Annotated in this window: 21 protein-coding genes and 1 riboswitch; of the genes, 20 read left to right on the top strand and 1 reads right to left on the bottom strand. The window is 65.3% G+C overall.

Translation table 11 applies throughout. The features are described 5' to 3' along the window. Positions 1 to 87: 87 nt before the first annotated feature. Both MMB74_RS19610 and thpR read left to right on the top strand, forming a co-directional pair. On the top strand, positions 88 to 1,554 hold the full coding sequence (locus tag MMB74_RS19610) for a glutamate synthase subunit beta (RefSeq protein ID WP_277430334.1): 1,467 nt from the start codon (positions 88 to 90) through the stop codon (positions 1,552 to 1,554). A gap of 4 nt (positions 1,555 to 1,558) precedes the next feature. Further along, positions 1,559 to 2,197: an RNA 2',3'-cyclic phosphodiesterase gene (thpR, locus tag MMB74_RS19605; protein ID WP_277430333.1), complete on the top strand. Its 639-nt coding sequence runs from the start codon at positions 1,559 to 1,561 to the stop codon at positions 2,195 to 2,197. Positions 2,198 to 2,201: 4 nt separating this feature from the next. On the opposite strand, the gene MMB74_RS19600 is transcribed toward thpR, so the two are convergent. Then, a complete protein-coding gene (locus tag MMB74_RS19600) occupies positions 2,202 to 3,965 on the bottom strand; it encodes an ABC transporter ATP-binding protein/permease (RefSeq protein ID WP_277430332.1) in 1,764 nt (587 codons plus the stop codon). Between the two features lie 324 nt (positions 3,966 to 4,289). Further along, a riboswitch (TPP riboswitch) is annotated at positions 4,290 to 4,421 on the top strand. A 149-nt stretch (positions 4,422 to 4,570) separates the two neighbouring features. On the opposite strand from MMB74_RS19600, the gene MMB74_RS19595 reads away from it, so the two are divergent. The 18 genes from MMB74_RS19595 (at position 4,571) to hisB (ending at position 19,764) form a co-directional block, all read left to right on the top strand. Beyond that, entirely contained in the window at positions 4,571 to 5,752 is a 1,182-nt protein-coding gene (locus tag MMB74_RS19595) for an FAD-dependent oxidoreductase (protein ID WP_277430331.1), read from the top strand. Between the two features lie 26 nt (positions 5,753 to 5,778). Then, complete coding sequence (gene thiS, locus MMB74_RS19590) at positions 5,779 to 5,976, top strand: sulfur carrier protein ThiS (protein WP_277430330.1); 198 nt, start codon at positions 5,779 to 5,781, stop codon at positions 5,974 to 5,976. A 128-nt stretch (positions 5,977 to 6,104) separates the two neighbouring features. Next, entirely contained in the window at positions 6,105 to 6,929 is an 825-nt protein-coding gene (locus MMB74_RS19585) for a thiazole synthase (RefSeq protein ID WP_277430329.1), read from the top strand. A gap of 88 nt (positions 6,930 to 7,017) precedes the next feature. Continuing rightward, positions 7,018 to 8,127 (top strand): thiamine phosphate synthase, encoded by a 1,110-nt coding sequence (thiE, locus tag MMB74_RS19580; protein ID WP_277430328.1) that lies wholly within the window; start codon positions 7,018 to 7,020, stop codon positions 8,125 to 8,127. A 104-nt stretch (positions 8,128 to 8,231) separates the two neighbouring features. Further along, a complete protein-coding gene (locus MMB74_RS19575; RefSeq protein ID WP_277430327.1) occupies positions 8,232 to 9,056 on the top strand; it encodes an ABC transporter ATP-binding protein in 825 nt (274 codons plus the stop codon). Further along, positions 9,053 to 9,820, top strand: coding sequence for a lipid asymmetry maintenance ABC transporter permease subunit MlaE (gene mlaE / locus MMB74_RS19570; RefSeq protein WP_277430326.1), 768 nt, complete (start codon positions 9,053 to 9,055; stop codon positions 9,818 to 9,820). The genes MMB74_RS19575 and mlaE overlap by 4 nt, the downstream gene beginning before the upstream one ends. Positions 9,821 to 9,911: 91 nt before the next feature. Further along, positions 9,912 to 10,484 carry an outer membrane lipid asymmetry maintenance protein MlaD gene (mlaD, locus tag MMB74_RS19565; protein WP_277430325.1) on the top strand — a complete coding sequence of 191 codons (573 nt, stop codon included), beginning with the start codon at positions 9,912 to 9,914 and terminating at the stop codon, positions 10,482 to 10,484. A 37-nt stretch (positions 10,485 to 10,521) separates the two neighbouring features. Further along, a complete protein-coding gene (locus tag MMB74_RS19560; RefSeq protein WP_277430324.1) occupies positions 10,522 to 11,490 on the top strand; it encodes a VacJ family lipoprotein in 969 nt (322 codons plus the stop codon). A 128-nt stretch (positions 11,491 to 11,618) separates the two neighbouring features. Further along, positions 11,619 to 12,251, top strand: coding sequence for an ABC transporter substrate-binding protein (locus tag MMB74_RS19555; RefSeq protein ID WP_277430323.1), 633 nt, complete (start codon positions 11,619 to 11,621; stop codon positions 12,249 to 12,251). Beyond that, positions 12,248 to 12,562 carry an STAS domain-containing protein gene (locus MMB74_RS19550; RefSeq protein WP_277430322.1) on the top strand — a complete coding sequence of 105 codons (315 nt, stop codon included), beginning with the start codon at positions 12,248 to 12,250 and terminating at the stop codon, positions 12,560 to 12,562. The genes MMB74_RS19555 and MMB74_RS19550 overlap by 4 nt, the downstream gene beginning before the upstream one ends. A gap of 182 nt (positions 12,563 to 12,744) precedes the next feature. Continuing rightward, the gene (locus MMB74_RS19545; RefSeq protein WP_277430321.1) at positions 12,745 to 13,671 is read left to right on the top strand and encodes an ABC transporter ATP-binding protein; all 927 of its coding nucleotides are present in this window, start codon (positions 12,745 to 12,747) and stop codon (positions 13,669 to 13,671) included. Next, positions 13,668 to 14,423 carry an ABC transporter permease gene (locus tag MMB74_RS19540; RefSeq protein ID WP_277430320.1) on the top strand — a complete coding sequence of 252 codons (756 nt, stop codon included), beginning with the start codon at positions 13,668 to 13,670 and terminating at the stop codon, positions 14,421 to 14,423. Before MMB74_RS19545 ends, MMB74_RS19540 begins: the two co-directional genes overlap by 4 nt. 22 nt (positions 14,424 to 14,445) lie before the next feature. Then, positions 14,446 to 14,685, top strand: a complete 240-nt coding sequence (locus MMB74_RS19535) for a BolA family protein (protein WP_277430319.1) — start codon at positions 14,446 to 14,448, stop codon at positions 14,683 to 14,685. Positions 14,686 to 14,772: 87 nt separating this feature from the next. Then, complete coding sequence (murA, locus tag MMB74_RS19530; protein WP_277430382.1) at positions 14,773 to 16,044, top strand: UDP-N-acetylglucosamine 1-carboxyvinyltransferase; 1,272 nt, start codon at positions 14,773 to 14,775, stop codon at positions 16,042 to 16,044. Continuing rightward, positions 16,041 to 16,724, top strand: coding sequence for an ATP phosphoribosyltransferase (hisG, locus tag MMB74_RS19525; RefSeq protein ID WP_277430318.1), 684 nt, complete (start codon positions 16,041 to 16,043; stop codon positions 16,722 to 16,724). The genes murA and hisG overlap by 4 nt, the downstream gene beginning before the upstream one ends. A gap of 37 nt (positions 16,725 to 16,761) precedes the next feature. Continuing rightward, complete coding sequence (hisD, locus tag MMB74_RS19520) at positions 16,762 to 18,084, top strand: histidinol dehydrogenase (protein WP_277430317.1); 1,323 nt, start codon at positions 16,762 to 16,764, stop codon at positions 18,082 to 18,084. Between the two features lie 2 nt (positions 18,085 to 18,086). Beyond that, entirely contained in the window at positions 18,087 to 19,157 is a 1,071-nt protein-coding gene (gene hisC, locus MMB74_RS19515) for a histidinol-phosphate transaminase (protein WP_277430316.1), read from the top strand. Positions 19,158 to 19,176: 19 nt separating this feature from the next. After that, the gene (gene hisB / locus MMB74_RS19510) at positions 19,177 to 19,764 is read left to right on the top strand and encodes an imidazoleglycerol-phosphate dehydratase HisB (protein WP_277430315.1); all 588 of its coding nucleotides are present in this window, start codon (positions 19,177 to 19,179) and stop codon (positions 19,762 to 19,764) included.

Genomic DNA, 19,764 nt, shown 5'->3' with positions numbered 1-19,764 from the left:
CGCCCCGATCGGACTGAACTTCGATCGGCGTGCGCGGCCCGCGCCGGCCCCCCCCGATACCGACGATTTAGGAAAGAAGAGCACCCCATGGGCAAGGCAACCGGTTTTCTCGAGTTTGAGCGCCGCCACGAGTCGTATGAAGCCCCGCTCGCGCGCGTCAAGCACTACAAGGAATTCGTCCTCGCGCTGACCGACGAGGACGCGAAGATTCAAGGCGCCCGATGCATGGACTGCGGCATTCCGTTCTGCAATAACGGCTGCCCGGTCAACAACATCATTCCCGACTTCAACGACCTCGTTTATCACCAGGACTGGCGGCGCGCGATCGACGTGCTCCATTCGACGAACAACTTCCCGGAGTTCACGGGCCGCATTTGTCCCGCGCCGTGCGAGGCGGCTTGCACGCTCGGCATCAATGCCGAACCGGTCGGCATCAAGTCGATCGAGCACGCCATCATCGACAAGGCTTGGAGCGAAGGCTGGGTCGCGCCGTTGCCGCCCAAGAAGAAGACCGGCAAGAAGGTGGCTGTCGTCGGCTCGGGGCCGGCTGGGCTCGCGACCGCGCAGCAACTCGCGCGCGCCGGGCATGAGGTGACGGTGTTCGAGAAGAACGATCGGATCGGCGGGCTCCTGCGCTATGGGATCCCCGACTTCAAGCTCGAGAAGTGGCTGATCGATCGGCGCATGCGCCAGATGGAGGCCGAGGGCGTCACTTTCCGCACCAACGTGTTCGTCGGCGAGGACGCGCTGCCGGCTTACATCGGCAACACGGCCAAGGAGACGATTTCGCCTGCCACGCTCAAGGACGAGTTCGACGCGGTCGTGATCGCGGGCGGCTCCGAGACGCCGCGCGATCTGCCCGTTCCCGGCCGAGAGCTCGCGGGCATCTATTACGCGATGGAATTCTTGCCGCAGCAGAACAAGGTCAACGCGGGCGATAAGCTCACCGACCAACTGCTCGCCAAGGGCAAGCACGTCGTGGTCATCGGCGGCGGGGATACGGGCTCGGACTGCGTCGGCACGTCGAACCGCCACGGTGCGAAGAGCGTGACCCAATTCGAGCTGCTGCCCCAGCCGCCGGAAGAAGAGAACAAGCCGCTCGTTTGGCCGTATTGGCCGATCAAGCTGCGTACTTCGTCGTCGCACGAAGAAGGGTGCAGCCGCGACTGGTCGGTGGCGACCAAGCGCTTCGAAGGCAAGAACGGCAAGGTCGAGAAGCTCGTCGCCGCGCGCGTCGAATGGAAGGACGGCAAGATGCAGGAAGTGCCGGGCTCCGAGTTCGAGATGAAGGCCGACCTGGTATTGCTCGCGATGGGCTTCACGCAGCCGGCTTCCCCCGTGCTCGACGCGTTCGGCGTCGACAAGGATGCGCGCGGCAACGTGCGCGCCTCGACCGAGGGCGAGCGCGCGTACTACACGTCGGTCGACAAGGTATTTACGGCGGGGGATATGCGGCGCGGTCAATCGCTTGTCGTATGGGCGATCCGCGAAGGCCGCCAATGCGCGCGCGCGGTCGACGCGTTCTTGATGGGCAGTTCGGAGTTGCCGCGCTGATCGTATGACCTCGCGGCAGATCGTCGACGACGATTGGCATCGCTGTTTCATCGCGCTCGTGCCCGATGCGGCCACGCGCGATGCGCTGGCGGCGATGCCCGTCGGCGCGGCGGCTCGGCGCGTCGGCGCCGAGCAACTGCACATGACGTTGGCTTTTCTCGGCACCGTCCCGCCGCGGCAGGGCGCGCGGCTGGCGGCGCAACTGGCGACGGTCGTCGCGCCCTTGGCGGCTCAGCGGGCCGAGCCGGTTCAATACTGGCCGAGCGTCGCGCATCCTCGTCTCGTCGTCGTGCCCTTCGCCTTGGGCGCGGGGCTCGGCGAAATCGAAGCGCGCGTGCGAGCACTCGTCGCAAGCCTGGGCTTGCCCATCGACGATCATCGCCCATTTCGCCCGCACATCACACTGGCGCGATTCGCGCGTTCGGCTCGGCCAACTGCTTCGGCCGAGCCGGGACGCCATGCGCCGGCCCAAAGCGAAGGGACCGCTGCCGGTATCGGCTTTGCGCCGGCCGGCGCGCCGCCCGACCCAGCGACGCTTCCCGTCACCCCTCGCTTCGATACGTTGACGCTCTATTCGAGCACGCTCGCGCCTCATGGCGCGCGTTACCGCGCGCTTGCGTCGGTGGCCGTGCCGCCGGCGTGACCGGTTACGCCACGGCGCGCTCCTCCATCCGCGCAATGTCGAGGACGTGCTGGTGCAAGCCAAGCAGCGACTCGCGATGGGCGACGCTGACGATCGCCGTGTTCGGGAGCCGCTCCATCAACAAGCGATAGACGTTGGCTTCGTTTTCGGTATCGAGGGCGCTCGTCGCTTCATCGAGGAACAGGAAATCGGGCTTGTGCAGCAAGACGCGCGCGCACGCGAGACGCTGTTGCTCGCCGGGCGAGAGCACGCGCGTCCAGTGTGCCGATTCGGCCAGCCGCTGCACGTAGCCTTCGAGCCGGCAGGCGCGCAGCGCATCGCGGCATGCATCATCGGTGAACGTATCGGCGGCGGACGGATAGGCGAGGGCGGCTTTGAGCGTGCCGATGGGCAAATAACCCTGCTGCGGCACGAACATCGAGCGTGCGCCGACGGGGGCGTCGATCGCGCCGTCGCCGAACGGCCAGAGGCCCGCGAACGCGCGCAGCAGCGTGCTCTTGCCGCTTCCGGACGGCCCGCGCACGAGCCAGCGGGCGCCCGGCTTGACTTCGATGTCGGCGATGGCGGCGAGCGGCGTGCCGTTGGGCAGCGCGAGGCGCAGGTCGTGCGTGACGAGCGTGTTCGCGTCGACGTAGTGCAGATTGATGCCGCCGTGCTCGGTGGCAGGCGAGAGCGTTTCGCCCATATGCGTGCTTTGGATCACGCGGCTGAATTCGCGCAGACGATTCACGGTGGCGCGCCACTCGACGAGCGAAGAGTAATTGTTGATGAACCAGGAGAACGAATCGCTGACCGTATTGAAGGCGTTCTGAATTTGCATCAGCACGCCGAACGCGAAGGCGCCGGCGAAATAGCGAGGCGCGGCCAGCACGAGCGGAAAGATGAGCGACGCTTGGCCATAGAAGTTGGACGCGAAGTTCAGCCGTCGCGTGTACTTCATGATGAGCCACCAGTTGTCGCGAATGCGCGCGAAGATGTTTCGTGCATTCGCGTTTTCGGTGTTCATCCCATCGTAGAAGGCGATTTGCTCGGCGTTCTCCCGCACGCGGATGAGCCCGAAGCGGAAGTCCGCTTCCACGCGCTGTTGCTGGTAGGTGATCGATACGAGCGGATGGCCGACTCGATAGATCAAATACGAGCCGCAGATCGCGTAGATGCATGCTGCCCAGACCATATAGCCGGGGATGGTCCAAGTCGCGCCCGAAAGCTTGACGGTCAGCGGTCCGGCGACAGCCCACAGAATAGTGACGAACGAGAACAGCGTGACGATGTTCGACAAAAAGCCGAGCGATAGCGAGAGCGTGTTGGTGGCGAACGATTGAAGATCGTCAGTGATCCGCTGGTCCGGGTTGTCGGCGAGGCGGTCGCGTTCGATGCGGTAGAACGCGCGTTCGCCGAGCCATGCGCGCAGGAAGCGGTGCGTCAGCCATTGCCGCCAGCGAAATTCGAGCATTTGCCGCAGGTAGACGCGATACACGGCGAGGGCGACGAAGACGAACGCGAGCAGCGTGAACTGCAGCAACAGGTGCGAGAACTGCGACAAATCCTTTGCCTGCAACGCGTTGTAAAACTTCGCGTACCACTTGTTGAACCAGACGCTGAAGCCGACGAGCGTCAGGTTCATCGCGACGATCGCGAGCAACAAGGTCCACGCGATCTTCCACTCCTCCGACACCCAGTAGGGCTTGATGAGACCCCAGGCCGTGATCGAGCGAATCTGAAACGGCGCATCGTCGCGCGTGGGGACGGGATTGAGGGACGCAGTCATAGTATTGTCGTAGGGAAAGCGGAAAGCATCGTGCGTAAGCTGGCCGGTTGTACGGGCGCAGTGCCGTTGCGCGTCACGCCGCAAGGTGCGCTCGATTGCCGCGCATTGTTGCCCGCGCCTCTTAAAACAGTCTTAACGACGGGTGCAGGCAGAACACGTGCCGCATCCGGCTCGCGCCCGGCGGAGCGGGCGATGGGACATTGTGCCAGAGCGCGGCGACGAGGCGCTCGACCGGCATCTTGCCCCTGAATCGATGCGCTCGCAAAGGCCTGTCGCGGCCGCCGGGCGTTTGCGGCCGCTTGGGCTTTTATGGTCTAATGACCGACGACGAAACAGGGGTGCTTCGCACGTTGCAGGTGGGCAGTATGGCGCCAAGCCGTACCGCCGCGAGGCTGAGAGAGACCCTTCGCACCCGATCCGGGTAATACCGGCGCGGGAAGTTTCGGGAACGCTTTGCGTGGGACGCTCCGTGTCGGATCGTCCTTCCCCGCCGGGTCGCGTCCGCGTCTTTCCGACGTCGCGCGTCCGGCCGGCCTCACCGGCCGGTTTCGTCCTTGTGTACGAATGTTTGCGGTTCGCACCGCCGTACGAAAAGGATCGATCCGATGTCCGCTCATTGTTCAGTCGTTTCACCCGCTGCACCGTCCACGCCCGATTTCGCCGTTCTTGGCGGCGGGCTGTGCGGTCGGCTCATTGCTTGGCGCCTGGCCGGGGTCGGCCATAGCGTTTCCCTTTACGAGCGCGGCGACGCGGCCGGTTCCTCGTCCGCGGCGTGGGTCGCCGCCGCGATGCTTGCCCCGCTCGCCGAAGCGGCGGTGGCCGAACCGCTGATCGTGGGCCTCGGCGCAGCCTCGCTCGACGACTGGCCGCGCATCCTCGCCGCCTTGCCCGAGCCCGTGTTCTTCCAACGGAACGGCACGCTCGTCGTTTGGCATCACACCGATCGCGCCGAAGCTTCGCTGTTCGAGCGCCGCATGCGAGCCAATGCGCCGGCGGCGTTGCTGGCCGACGGCGGGGTCTCGCCCGTCGACGCGAACGGGCTCGCGCTCGCCGAGCCCGCGCTGGCGGGCCGCTTCGCCAGCGGCTGGTTGCTGCCGAGGGAGGGCCAGTTGGACAATCGCCAGGTGCTGGGCGCCTTGGCCGCTGGGCTCGCCGAGCGCGGCGTCGCGGCGCATTGGCACACGAGCATCGACGAATCGGCGCTGCCGCCCGCGCGCGTGACGATCGACTGCCGGGGGCTGGGCGCCAAGCCTGCGCTGCCGGCCTTGCGCGGCATTCGCGGCGAAGTGGCGCGCATCAGAGCGCCCGGCATTGGTTTGACGCGGCCGGTGCGTTTGCTGCATCCGCGCTATCCGATTTACCTCGCCCCCAAAGAGAACGACGTCTACGTGATTGGCGCCACCGAGATCGAGGGCGAAGACATGTCGCCCGTCAGCGTGCGTTCGGCGCTGGAACTGCTCAGCGCGGCCTTCGCGGTTCACCCTGGGTTCGGTGAGGCGCGCATCCTCGAATTGAACACGCAGTGCCGCCCGACGCTGCCCGACCATCGTCCCGCCGTCATGTGGGACGGCGCGCACACGCTGCGCGTCAACGGGCTTTACCGTCACGGCTATATGATCGCCCCCGAAGTGTCGGCGACCGCCGCCGAGCTGGCGCAGGCGCTGTTGGCGGGGCGGTGCAAAGATGCCGAAGCATTCGCGGCGCTGCGCGAAACGTCGCCTTGGTCGTCGATGCTCCATTGCTCCTCGTCGCGCGAGCGCGCGGCCGAAGCGACCCCGCAGTCATAGTCAACTCGCCAAACGTCTCGCCGATCATGGATATCGAAGTCAATCAAACCCCGCTTTCGCTGCCCGAGCACGCCACGCTCGCCGATGCGCTGTCCGCCTTCGGCGCGCGCCCGCCGTTCGCCGTCGCGGTCAACGGCGAATTCGTCGCGCGCGGACAGCACGCGGCGCGCACGTTGAGCGCGGGCGACCGGATCGACGTCGTTCATCCGGTGGCGGGCGGCTGAGCGCCTTCTCGGCCCGCGCGCCGCGTACCGCCAGGCAGAGGCCTTGCTGGCCGATGGCGTGGCCGGCGCGATTCACAGCATCGAACTAGTTTTCGACTTACGAGCATTCGAGCCTTTCAGGACATCCGATGACCTCCGCTTACCCCACAGTCCCCGCTGCTGCCGACGCACTCACGCTTTATGGTGAAACCTTCGCAAGCCGTGTCCTGCTCGGCACGTCGCGCTATCCGTCCCTGCAGTCGCTGGCCGATGCGATCGACGCCGCTGGCCCGGGAATGGTGACGATCGCCTTGCGCCGCCAAATGAACGAGCAGACGGCCGAAGCCGGCTTCTTCGATTTGCTCAAGGCCCGCGGCGTGCCGCTCTTGCCCAATACGGCCGGTTGCCAGAGCGTGGCCGAAGCCGTCACGACGGCGCATATGGCGCGCGAAGTGTTCGAAACCGACTGGATCAAGCTCGAGCTGATCGGCGACGATTACACGCTGCAGCCCGATCCGGTCGGCTTGATCGAAGCGGCAGCGCGGCTCGTCAAAGACGGATTCAAAGTGCTGCCGTATTGCACCGAGGATCTGGTGATCGGCCGCAGACTGCTCGACGCCGGATGCGAAGCGTTGATGCCGTGGGGCGCGCCCATCGGCACGGGCAAGGGCGTCGTCAATCCCTATGGGCTGCGCGTGCTGCGCGAGCGCCTGCCCGATGTGCCCTTGATCGTCGATGCCGGGTTGGGCGTGCCATCGCACGCGTGCCAGGTCATGGAGTGGGGTTTCGACGGCGTGCTGCTCAATACGGCGGTCTCCCAAGCGACGCTCCCGGCGGCGATGGCGCACGCCTTCGCGCAAGCGGTGCAAGCCGGTCGCGAGGCGTATCAGGCAGGGCCGATGGCCGAGCGCGACAGCGCCCAGGCGAGCACGCCCGTCGTGGGCATGCCGTTCTGGCATCAGGATGGTCAATGAGCGCGGCGCGCTCGCTTTCGCGCACGGGCCGCGCGGCTTGGCCGCGGCGGCGCGACACTGTTGGCGCGTGTAGCGCAGGGAGCGGCGCATGAGAACCCTCGCTTTTGCCGATCGCGATTTGTTTTGGCCCCCCGCCGACGAACTGATCGAAGCGGCCGAGCGCATCCGTGCGCGGCTGGGCGATTGGCCACGTGCGCGCGTCGATTGGCGCGTTTGCCTCGCGCCGCCCGATACGGCGCGAGCGAGTGACCTGATCGTCGTGATCGGTGCGGCGGCCGACGTGCAGGCAGCGCAAGCGTGGCGGGCCGCCGGTGCAAGCCTCATCGAGGCGGATGCGGGCAAGGTCGCGTTGAAGACCGCCACCGGGGCGCGCTACGCCTTCGAAGGGACGCTTGCCGAGGATTGGCTCGCGGCGCTGGCTGCGTTTCTAGACTGCGGCTTCGAGCCGCACGATGCGTTGGTGCTCGCGCTCGCCTGGCGCGACGGCGACGAGACGCGAGGCGAGGACGCATGGCCGGTCGATTTGTCGCGTTTCCCGCGCGTCGCAGGGTTGCCTCGCGCGCCGTCGCAGCCGTTTCCCGCATGCGAGCGGCGGCTCGGGCTTTATCCGGTGGTGCCGAGCGCGCAGTGGGTCGAACGAGTCCTGGCGTTAGGGGTGAGGACCGTGCAGTTGCGTCTGAAGGATGCGACGCCCGAGCAACTGGCCACCGAGATCGGACGGGCCGTGGCGGCCGGCCGCCGGCATGGCGCCTGCGTTTTCATCAACGATCATTGGCGCGAAGCGGCGCAGGCCGGCGCATACGGCGTGCATTTGGGGCAGGAAGATCTAGAGGTGCTAGAGGCGGCCGATATCTCGGCGATCTTGCAATCGGGAATGCGGCTCGGATTGTCGACCCACGGGTATTACGAAATGTTGCGCGCGCTTCACTTTCGGCCTAGCTACCTGGCTTTCGGCGCCGTGTTCCCGACCGGCACCAAGACGGTCCCGACCGCGCCGCAGGGGCTTGCCCGGCTCGAACGCTACGTGCGCCTGTTGGGCGAGCACGTGCCGCTCGTCGCCATCGGCGGCATCGATTTGGCGCGGCTGCCAGCGGTTGCGGCCACCGGCGTGGGTAGCGCGGCGCTGGTGAGCGCGGTCACCGCGGCGCCCGATCTGGCGCGCGCGATCGCCGAATTGCAGCGGGCGTTTGGCGCTTAGCAACAGAGCGTTGTCCAGGCGGTAACGGCGACGTCACGACAGCGTTGCGGCTGAGGCCCTATAATTCCGCTTCCGCGTAAACGCGTAACAGGACTGTCCGCTTCGTGCCGCCTTCATCCTCCGAGCCCATCTTAGAGCTTCGCAACGTCGATTTCGGCTATGGCGAAGACCGTCTTGTCCTCTCGAACCTGAGCATGCGCTTCGGCCGCGGCCAGGTCGTGGCCGTCATGGGCGGCTCCGGCGGCGGCAAGACGACGGTGCTGCGGTTGATCGGCGGGCTCGAGCGCGCGCGTCGCGGCGAGGTCCTGTTCGAGGGCCGCGACGTCGCCAAGCAAACGCGCGAAGGCCTTTATGCCATGCGTCGCAAGATGGGCATGCTGTTCCAGTTCGGGGCGCTGTTTACCGATATGTCGGTGTTCGAGAACGTCGCCTTCGCGCTGCGCGAGCACACCGAGCTGCCCGAAGCGCTGATCCGCGACCTCGTGCTCATGAAACTGAACGCCGTGGGGCTGCGCGGGGCGCGCGATCTCGCGCCCTCCCAAATATCGGGCGGCATGGCGCGGCGCGTGGCGCTGGCCCGTGCAATCGCACTCGATCCCGAATTGATCATGTACGACGAACCGTTCGCGGGGCTCGATCCGATTTCGCTCGGCATCACGGCGAACCTGATCCGCACGTTGAACCAGGCGCTGGGCGCCACCTCGATTCTCGTCACGCACGATGTGCCGGAATCGTTCGCGATTGCCGATTACGTCTACTTCTTGGCGAACGGAACGGTGCTTGCGCAGGGCACGCCCGCGCAGTTGCGCGAATCGGTCGATCCGACCGTGCGGCAGTTCATCGACGGGGCCCCGGACGGCCCGTTCCGCTTCCACTATCCGGCGCAAGCGACGCTCGCGGCCGATTTCGGCTTGGGAGAGCGGACATGATCAGCGCACTGGGACATTGGGTCATCGGCCGCGTCGTGCGAACGGGCTACGCCACGCGGCTCTTCCTGCGCGTCGTGCTCGAGGGGCTGCGTTTGTTGCGCCGGCCCAGCCTCGTCGTCAAGCAAATCTTCTTCGTCGGCAACTATTCGTTCATCATCATCGCGGTGTCGGGCTTGTTCGTCGGCTTCGTGCTGGGGCTGCAGGGCTACTACACGCTCAATCGCTACGGCTCCGAGCAGGCGTTGGGGCTGCTCGTCGCACTCTCGCTCGTGCGCGAGCTCGGGCCGGTCGTGACCGCGCTGCTGTTCGCCGGGCGGGCCGGGACTTCGCTGACGGCCGAGATTGGCCTCATGAAAGCCGGCGAACAATTGACGGCGCTGGAAATGATGGCGGTGGACCCGATCGCCACCGTGCTTGCGCCGCGGATGTGGGCTGGGATCATCGCCATGCCGATACTCGCCGCGATCTTTAGCGCGGTGGGGGTGCTCGGGGGCTATGTCGTGGGCGTGCTGCTGATCAATGTCGATGCCGGCGCGTTCTGGGCGCAAATGCAAGCGGGCGTCGATGTCTGGAGCGATGTCGGCAACGGCGTCGTCAAGAGCATCGTTTTCGGTTTCGCGGTGACCTTCATCGCACTGTATCAAGGCTACGAGGCCAAGGCGACGCCCGAAGGCGTGTCGCTCGCGACGACGCGCACGGTCGTGTTCGCGTCGCTCGCGGTGCTCGGGCTCGATTTCTTGCTGACCGCGCTGATGTTCAGCTGACACTTTCGGCGACAGCGCCGCGCGCGGAGCGTGTTCGCCGCAAGTGGCGCTGTCTCGGCGTTGCGCGATTCTCTATTTGTTGTCTTTTGGAATGACGATGAAAAAGACTGTTCTCGACTTTTGGGTCGGCTTGTTCGTGGTGCTGGGTTTGATCGCCGTGCTGTTTCTCGCGCTCAAGGTCGGCAACATGAGCTCGCTGTCGTTCCAAGCGACCTATCCCGTCAAACTCAAGTTCGACAATATCGGCGGCTTGAAGGTGCGTGCGCCCGTGAAGAGCGCGGGCGTCGTGGTCGGCCGGGTGTCGTCCATCGGCTTCGATACGAACACCTATCAGGCGCTCGTCACGATCGATATCGACAAGCAATATCCGTTTCCGAAGGACTCTTCGGCGAAGATCCTGACCTCGGGGTTACTCGGCGAGCAATACATCGGGCTCGAGGCCGGCGGCGACAGCGAAATGCTCAAGGCCGGCGACACCATTTCGATGACGCAATCGGCCATCGTGCTCGAAAACCTCATCGGACAATTCCTTTACAGCAAAGCCGCCGATGCGGGCAGCGCCAAAGCCGCTCCGGCGCCCAGCGCGCCCGCCGCGGCGCCGAGCACGCCCGCGCCGAGCGCACCGGCGGCTAGCTCGCCGGCAGCGGCTAGCGCAGGCAGCTGAACGAATCACAGACAGTGAGAGCCAACGGAGAACAATAATGCGAACCACGCGCGCCAGAAACGCGACGCTTGCTCTGGCCATTGCGGCATTGACCGGCTGTGCGTCCGTCCAGACGCCGACGCCGGGCGATCCGCTCGAGGGGCTGAACCGGACCGTCTTCAAATTCAACGACACGGTCGATACATACGCGCTCAAGCCGGTGGCCAAGGGCTATAAATGGGCGGTGCCGAAGCCGGTGCGCTCGAGCGTGACCAACTTCTTTTCGAACGTGGGCGATGTCTACATTGCCGCGAACGAACTGCTGCAATTGAAGATCGCCGACGGCGTGGGCGATATCATGCGCGTGGTCATCAACTCGGTGTTCGGCGTCGGTGGCCTCTTCGACGTTGCGACGCTGGCCAAGTTGCCGAAGCATTCGTCCGATTTCGGCGTGACGCTCGGTCACTACGGCGTGCCGTCGGGGCCGTACCTCGTTTTGCCGCTGCTCGGGCCGAGCACGATGCGCGATGCGACGGGGCTTGCCGTCGATTACTATGGCAATCCGCTCAGCTACATTCAGCCGTCGAGCGTCACGTGGGCGCTGTACGGCCTCAACCTCGTGAATACCCGGGCCAATCTGCTGACGACGGTCGATGTCCTATCGGGTGCGGCGATCGACAAATACTCGTTCATTCGCAACGCCTATTTGCAGCGTCGCCGGTTCCTGATTTCGGGCGCCGACGGTTCGGAGGCGTTGCCCAACTACGACGATTCGCTGCCGAAGTACGACGACGGCGCATCGGACGCTGCGGGAGCGGCTGCCGCGGCTTCGAGCGCGACGCCGGCTTCCGCTGCGGGTGCCGCCTCCGGTCCGGCCGCAACGTCGAGCCCCGCTGCTACGCCCGCGGTGCCGGCGAGCGGAGCATCGGCGCCGGCTGGCGACGGGAACAGCGAAGATCAGACGGTTCCTGGGCAGCAGTATGTGCCGCCGCGCGGCGGGTTCCCGGGCATTCATTTGCCGCGCTGAGCGGTGCGAGGCAGCGCTTGGCGCAGTAACGATTCGAAACGACTGTTGCCGCGCGGGGATGGACCGGCCTCGAACTTGCATGGCATGGTGTGCTCGAATTCGGGTTCCTCGAAATTTAAGGATCGATGATGAAAAAATTCTTTTGGATAGCTTTGGTTTCCGGGTTGCTTTCTTTCGCTAGCGGCGCTTTCGCGCAATCGGTCGACACCAGTTCGCCCGAGAACATGATCAAGACGGTGACGGGGCAAGTGCTCGACCAGATCAAGAGCGACGCGAGCATCAAGAACGGCGACATCAACAAGATCACGCAGGTCGTGAACGAGAAGATCCTGCCGTACACGGACTTCCGCCGCACGACCCAGCTCGCGATGGGCCGCGCCTGGCGGCAGGCGACGCCGCAACAACAAAACCAAATGGTCGAGCAATTCAAGATGCTCTTGATCCGCACGTATTCGGGCGCGCTCTCGCAGGTGCGCGATCAGACCGTGCAATTCAAGCCGTTCCGTGCCGATCCGGGGGCGACGGACGTGGTCGTGCGCTCGGTGGTCATGAACAATGGCCAGCCCGTCGAGCTCGACTATCGTCTGTATAAGACGGCCCAGGGTTGGAAGGTCTACGATCTGAACGTTGCCGGCGCATGGCTGATCCAGGCGTATCAGCAGCAGTTCGCGGAAAAGATCAACCAAGGCGGCGTCGATGGCCTGCTGCAGTTCCTCACGCAGCGCAACGAGCAGCTCGCCGCGGGAAAGCAACCGTCATGAGCACGGACCCGAGCCGTTTCGCCACGGGCGCGACGCTCACGCACGCCAGCGCCACGACCGCGCTGGCCGCCGGCCTCGCTCGCATCGAAGCCGGCGCCACCGTGATCGACTGCGCGGCCCTCGCGCAGTTCGATTCGTCTGCGCTCGCCGTATTGCTGGCATGGCGCCGCGCAGCTCAGGCGCGGGGCAAGCCCGTCGAGATCCTGAACGTGCCGGCCGGTCTTGCGAGTCTCGCCCAGGTTTACGGCGTCGACGCGCTGTTCGGCCCGCAGGTTTCTTCCCTGGCCGCCGACACCGCAGCGGCGCGCTGACGCGGGCCGCGGGCGGCCGGTGGGTCGCCCCGACTTAGCCTATAATCAACCGTTTTTCCGGACAGCCGGCTGGCCTCCCGCCTCGCCGTCGGCGCGGCGCGACGTCACCGCCGCCCATGTCCGCGAACGGACACCGATTAGGTCTAACAAAAGGCGCGCCGTCGAGAACGCCGCGCACACCCATGTCAGCAATAGAAATCCGCAACGTCAAGAAGCGCTATAAGGCGCTGCAAGCGCTCAAGGGCGTCAGCTTGACGGTCGAGGAAGGCGAGTTTTTTGGCCTGCTCGGCCCCAACGGCGCGGGCAAAACGACCCTCATCAGCATCCTCGCGGGGCTTGCGCGCGCCGATGAAGGCAGCGTGTCGGTCCGCGGGCACGACGTCGTCACCGATTTCCGGCAAGCGCGCCGGGCGCTCGGCGTCGTGCCGCAAGAGTTGGTGTTCGATCCTTTCTTCACCGTGCGCGAAACGCTGCGCATCCAATCGGGCTATTACGGGCTCCACCGCAACGACGATTGGATCGACGAAGTGATGGCCAACCTCGATTTGAGCGAGAAGGCCGATGCGAACATGCGTGCGCTCTCGGGCGGCATGAAGCGGCGCGTGCTGGTGGCTCAGGCGCTCGTGCATCGCCCGCCCGTCATCGTTCTGGACGAGCCGACGGCCGGCGTGGACGTCGAGTTGCGCCAGACGCTGTGGAAATTCATCTCGCGCTTGAATCGAGAAGGGCACACGATCGTGCTGACGACGCACTACCTCGAAGAGGCCGAATCGCTGTGCGACCGCCTCGCGATGCTGCGGCGCGGCGAGGTGGTCGCGCTCGATCGCACGAGCGCTTTGCTGCAGCGTTTCGCCGGTATGCAATTGTTCTTGCGCCTGGCCGCGGGCGCGCTGCCCGCCGAATTGCGCGCGCTCGAGATCGAGCCGGCGGCGCCGGGCGCGCGTCAGCATCTGCTGCGCTTGTCGAGCTACGACGACGTCGAGCGCATTCTTTCGCAGTGCCGGGCGGTGGGCTGCGCATTCGAGGAAATCGATGTGCGCAAGGCCGATTTGGAAGACGTTTTCGTGCAACTGATGCATACGCCGGAAGTGGTGGAGGGGCTGGCATGAGCGGCTTTCGCACCCTGTTCTATAAAGAGATCCTGCGCTTTTGGAAGGTGGCGTTCCAGACGGTGCTCGCACCCGTCGTCACGGCGCTGCTCTATCTGACGATTTTCGGGCACGCGTTGCGCGGGCGCGTCGAAGTCTATCCGGGCGTCGAGTACACGAGCTTCCTGATTCCCGGGCTCGTCATGATGAGCGTGCTGCAAAATTCCTTTGCGAACAGTTCGTCTTCGCTGATTCAGTCCAAGATCACGGGCAACCTCGTGTTCGTCTTGCTGCCGCCGCTCACGTATTGGGAGATGTTCGGCGCTTATGTGCTGGCGGCCGTCGTGCGCGGGCTCGCGGTCGGTTGCGGGGTGTTCGTCGTGACGATCTGGTTCATCCCGGTCGGTTTCGCGGCGCCGCTCTACATCATCGCGTTCGCCGTGCTCGGCTCGGCTATTCTCGGCACGCTCGGACTCATCGCGGGCATATGGGCCGAGAAGTTCGACCAGCTCGCGGCGTTCCAGAATTTCTTGATCATGCCGCTCACGTTTCTTTCGGGCGTGTTCTATTCGACGCATTCGCTGCCTGATTTGTGGCGCCATGTGTCGCGGCTGAACCCGTTTTTCTACATGATCGACGGCTTTCGCTACGGGTTTTTCGGCGTGTCCGATATCGACCCGCTCGCGAGTCTGGCCGTCGTCGGCGGATTTTTCGCGCTGATTGCCGCCTTGGCGATGCGTTTGCTCGCGTCGGGCTACAAACTGCGCTATTGAATTGGAAGAAGGAGCGTTCACCATGTTGCCGACCCCCGATCAGGTCAAGCAATACATCGAAGCCGGCCTTGCTTGCCGGCATCTGGAAGTCGAGGGCGACGGCCAGCATTTTTTTGCGACGATCGTCTCGGACGCGTTCGAGGGCAAGCGCCTGATTCAGCGGCATCAGCTCGTGTATGCGGCGCTCGGCGAGCGCATGCGGCAGGAAATCCACGCGCTGAGCATGAAGACGCTCACGCCGGCGGAATGGCAGAACGGATAATTCGAGATTCTTAGAGTGCGCATTACACAAGATTCACGCGACGCCGGCAGCGGCGCCGCCACGGACGCCCGCGCGGCGCAAACCAACATGGACAAGCTCGTGATCGAAGGCGGCCGGCCGCTTGCCGGAGAAATCGGCATCTCGGGCGCGAAGAACGCGGCGTTGCCAATTCTGTGCGCCAGCCTGTTGACGGCCGACCCGCTGCAGCTCGATAACGTGCCCGATCTGCAGGACGTGCGCACGATGCTCAAGCTGCTCGATCAGATGGGCGTGCGCGAAGCGCGCGGGACCGGCGAGGCAGCGCAATTGACGCTCGACGCGGCGAACGTCGGCAATCCCGTCGCGCCGTACGAGCTCGTCAAGACGATGCGCGCCTCGATCCTCGTGCTCGGCCCGCTCGTCGCGCGTTTCGGGCATGCCAGAGTGTCGCTGCCCGGCGGCTGCGCGATCGGCGCGCGTCCGGTGGACCAGCACATCAAGGGCCTGCAGGCGATGGGCGCGCAGATCAGCATCGAGCATGGCTACATCGAGGCCAGCGCCACGCGGCTCAAGGGCGCGCGCATCATGACGGACATGATCACGGTCACCGGCACGGAAAACTTGCTGATGGCGGCTGCGTTGGCCGAGGGCGAAACCGTGCTGGAGAACGCCGCCCGCGAGCCCGAGGTGAGCGACCTCGCGCAATTGCTCGTGCGGATGGGGGCTAGGATCGACGGGATCGGCACGGATCGGCTCGTCGTTCATGGCGTCGAGCGGCTGCACGGGGCGCGCCATGCAGTGATTCCCGATCGTATCGAGGCGGGCACGTTCTTGTGCGCCGTCGCGGCCGCGGGCGGCGACGTCACGCTGCGCAACGTCCGGCCGATCACGCTCGAGGCGGTCACGATGAAACTGCGCGAGGCGGGCGTGACGATCGAAGAAGGCGAGGACTGGATCCGCGTGCGGATGGCGCGGCGTCCCGCCTGCGTGTCGTTTCGCACGTCCGAGTATCCCGCCTTCCCGACCGATATGCAGGCGCAATTCATGGCGCTCAATGCGATCGCCGAAGGCACGTCGCAAGTCGTCGAGACGATTTTCGAGAACCGCTTCATGCATGTGCAGGAACTCAATCGGCTTGGGGCGAATATCACGATCGACGGCAATACGGCGCTCGTGACGGGGGTGTCGCGGCTGTCGGGCGCAACCGTGATGGCCACCGATCTGCGGGCATCGGCGAGCCTCGTGATCGCGGGGCTCACGGCCGATGGCGAAACGCTCGTCGACCGCATCTATCACCTCGATCGCGGCTACGACCGCATGGAAGAAAAACTGTCGGCGATCGGCGCACGCGTGCGCCGCGTGTCGGAGAAACGCGCATGAGCACGATCCCTACGAATGGCACTACGCCCTTGACGCTCGCCCTCTCGAAGGGGCGGATATTCGAGGAAACGATGCCGCTGCTGGCCGCGGCCGGCGTGCAGGTGTCCGAGGATCCCGAAACCTCCCGCAAGCTGATCTTGCCCACGAGCGCGCCGAACCTGCGCGTGATCATCGTGCGCGCGACCGACGTGCCGACGTATGTCGAATACGGCGCGGCCGATTTCGGCGTCGCCGGCAAGGACGTGCTGCTCGAACACGGCGGCTCGGGCTTGTATCAGCCGATCGACCTCGACATTGCCCGTTGCCGGATGTCGGTGGCGGTCAAGGCGGGCTTCGATTACGCCAATGCCGTGCGGCAGGGCGCCCGGCTGCGGGTCGCGACCAAGTATGTGCAAACGGCGCGCGAGCATTTCGCGGCGAAGGGCGTGCACGTGGACTTGATCAAGCTGTACGGTTCGATGGAGCTGGCGCCGCTCGTCGGCTTGGCCGACGCGATCGTGGATCTGGTCAGCTCGGGCGGCACGCTGCGCGCGAACAACCTGGTCGAGGTCGAGGAGATCATGCAAATCTCCTCGCGCCTCGTGGTGAACCAAGCGGCGCTGAAATTGAAGCGCGCCGCGCTCAAGCCGTTGCTCGACGCGTTCGAGCGGGCTTCGCTGCGCACGGCGGGCGGCGCCTGACGCGCCCGGTGCGCGCATTACCGAAACGGATACCAGCATGGCACTTACGATTCGCAAACTCGATTCGAGCGACGCCGGTTTCGGCGCGGCGCTCGCCGGCGTGCTTGCCTTCGAGGCGAGCGAGGACGAGGCGATCGAGCGCTCGGTTGCGCAGATTTTGGCAGACGTGAAAGCGCGCGGCGATGCCGCCGTCCTCGAATACACGAACCGCTTCGACCGCCTGAGCGTCGATAGCTTGGCGGCGCTCGAGCTGCCGACGAGCGAGCTCGAAGCCGCGCTCGAAGGCCTCGAACCCAAGCGCCGCGCCGCGCTCGAGGCCGCGGCGGCGCGCGTGCGCGCCTATCACGAGAAGCAGAAGATCGAATGCGGCAGCCATAGCTGGCAGTACACCGAAGCCGACGGCACGGTGCTCGGCCAGAAAGTTACGCCGCTCGATCGCGCCGGCATCTACGTGCCGGGCGGCAAGGCCGCGTATCCGTCCTCGGTTTTGATGAATGCGATTCCCGCGCGGGTGGCGGGCGTGCGCGAAATCGTGATGGTCGTGCCCACGCCGGACGGCGTGCGCAACCCGCTCGTCCTGGCCGCCGCGCTGTTGGGCGGCGTCGACCGTGTGTTCACGATCGGCGGCGCACAGGCGATCGGCGCGCTCGCGTACGGCACGCAAAGCCTGCCTGCCGTCGATAAGATCTGCGGCCCCGGCAATGCGTACGTGGCGGCGGCCAAGCGGCGCGTGTTCGGCACGGTCGGCATCGACATGATCGCCGGGCCGTCCGAGATTCTGATCCTGTGCGACGGCACGACGGACCCGCGCTGGGTGGCGATGGATTTGTTCTCCCAGGCCGAGCACGACGAACTGGCGCAATCGATCCTGCTGTGCCCCGACGAAGCGTTCATCTCGCGCGTCGAAGACGCGATCGTCGAGCTGTTGCCGACCATGCCGCGTCGCGAGGTGATCGAGCGCTCGCTCGTGGGCCGCGGCGCGCTCATCAAAGTGCGCGACATGGCCGAAGCGTGCTCGATCGCGAATCAAATCGCGCCCGAGCATCTGGAAATTTCCGCGCTCGACCCGCATCAATGGGCGAAGGAAATTCGCCATGCGGGTGCGATTTTCATGGGCCGCTACACGAGCGAGAGCCTTGGCGACTACTGCGCCGGGCCGAACCACGTGCTGCCCACTTCGCGCACGGCGCGCTTCTCGTCGCCGCTCGGCGTCTACGATTTCTTCAAGCGCTCGAGCGTGATCGAGGTGAGCGCGGAAGGGGCGCAGACGCTTGGCGAGATCGCGGCCGAACTGGCTTATGGCGAGGGGCTTCCCGCGCACGCGCGCAGTGCCGAATACCGGATGAAACAAGGCGGCTGACCATGACGACGACAACACCGCAAGACATCGTCCGCCCCGACGTGCTGGCGATGACCACCTACGCGGTGGCGGACGCGACGGGCCTCGTGAAGCTCGACGCGATGGAAAATCCATTCCCGCTGCCTCCGGCGTTGGCTTCGCAATTGGGCGAAGTTCTGGCCGGGGTGGCCTTGAACCGCTATCCCGAGCCGCGTCCGTCCGTGCTCGTGGATAAGCTCAAGCGCGTGATGGGCGTGCCTGCCGGCGCGGATCTATTGCTCGGCAACGGTTCGGACGAACTCATCAGCATCATCGCCGTGGCCTGTGCAAAGCCGGGCGCGAAGCTGCTCGCGCCTATTCCGGGCTTCGTGATGTACCAGATGTCGGCCAAGTTCGCGCAGCTCGAATTCGTCGGCGTGCCGCACCGCGCCGATCTGACGCTCGATGTCGAGGCCATGCTGGCCGCGATCGCCGAGCACAAGCCCGCCGTCATCTACTTGGCCTACCCGAACAATCCGACGGGCACGCTTTACCCGGACGCCGATATCGAACGCATCATCGCTAGCGCGAAGGGCAGTCTCGTCGTCATCGACGAGGCCTACCAGCCGTTCGCGCAAAAGAGCTGGATCGGCCGCGTGCTCGACTACGACAACGTCGTCGTCATGCGCACGGTGTCCAAGCTCGGCCTGGCGGGGATACGGCTCGGCTACTTGGCCGGCGCGCCGGCCTGGCTCGAGCAGTTCGACAAGGTGCGCCCGCCCTACAACGTCAACGTGCTGACGCAGGCCGCCGCGCAATTCATGCTCGATCATGTCGACGTGCTCGAATCGCAGGCCGCTCAGTTGCGCGCCGAGCGCGAGAAATTGTCGGCCGCGCTGGCGGCATTGCCGGGCGTCACGGTGTTTCCGAGCGCGGCGAACTTCCTGCTCGTGCGGCTGCCGGATGCCGATGCCGCGTTCAATACGCTGCTAAATGCGAAGGTTTTGGTCAAAAACGTGGGTAGAATGCACCCATTGTTGGCCAATTGCCTGCGTTTGACGGTCGGTGCGCCCGAGGAAAACGCACAAATGCTGGCGGCGCTTGCGCTGAAATAAAGTGACTTCGAGGTTTTCCATGCGCGTAGCGGAAGTGTTTCGCGATACCAGCGAAACGAAGATCCGTGTAAAGATCAATTTGGACGGCACGGGCAAGCAGCGGCTGGCCACCGGTGTGCCGTTTCTCGACCACATGCTCGATCAGATCGCTCGTCATGGGTTGATCGACCTGGACATCGAGGCGCAAGGCGACCTGCATATCGACGACCACCATACGGTCGAGGACACGGGCATCACGCTCGGGATGGCGGTGGCCAAGGCGGTGGGCGACAAAAAGGGCATTCGCCGGTACGGGCATGCCTATGTCCCGCTCGACGAGGCGCTCTCGCGCGTGGTGATCGATTTTTCCGGGCGGCCGGGCCTCGAATTCCATGTGCCGTTCACGCGCGCGCGGATCGGCACGTTCGACGTCGACTTGTCGATTGAGTTTTTCCGCGGTTTCGTCAACCATGCGGGCGTGACACTGCATGTGGACAATTTGCGCGGCTTGAACGCGCACCATCAACTGGAAACGGTATTCAAGGCGTTCGGTCGCGCGCTGCGCATGGCCGTGGAGCTCGACGAGCGCGCGGCGGGGCAGATTCCGTCGACGAAGGGCAGTCTCTGA

The sequence above is a fragment of the Trinickia sp. Y13 genome (assembly GCF_029522115.1).
Lineage (GTDB): Bacteria > Pseudomonadota > Gammaproteobacteria > Burkholderiales > Burkholderiaceae > Trinickia.
This window is presented reverse-complemented; position numbering and strand designations above follow the sequence as displayed.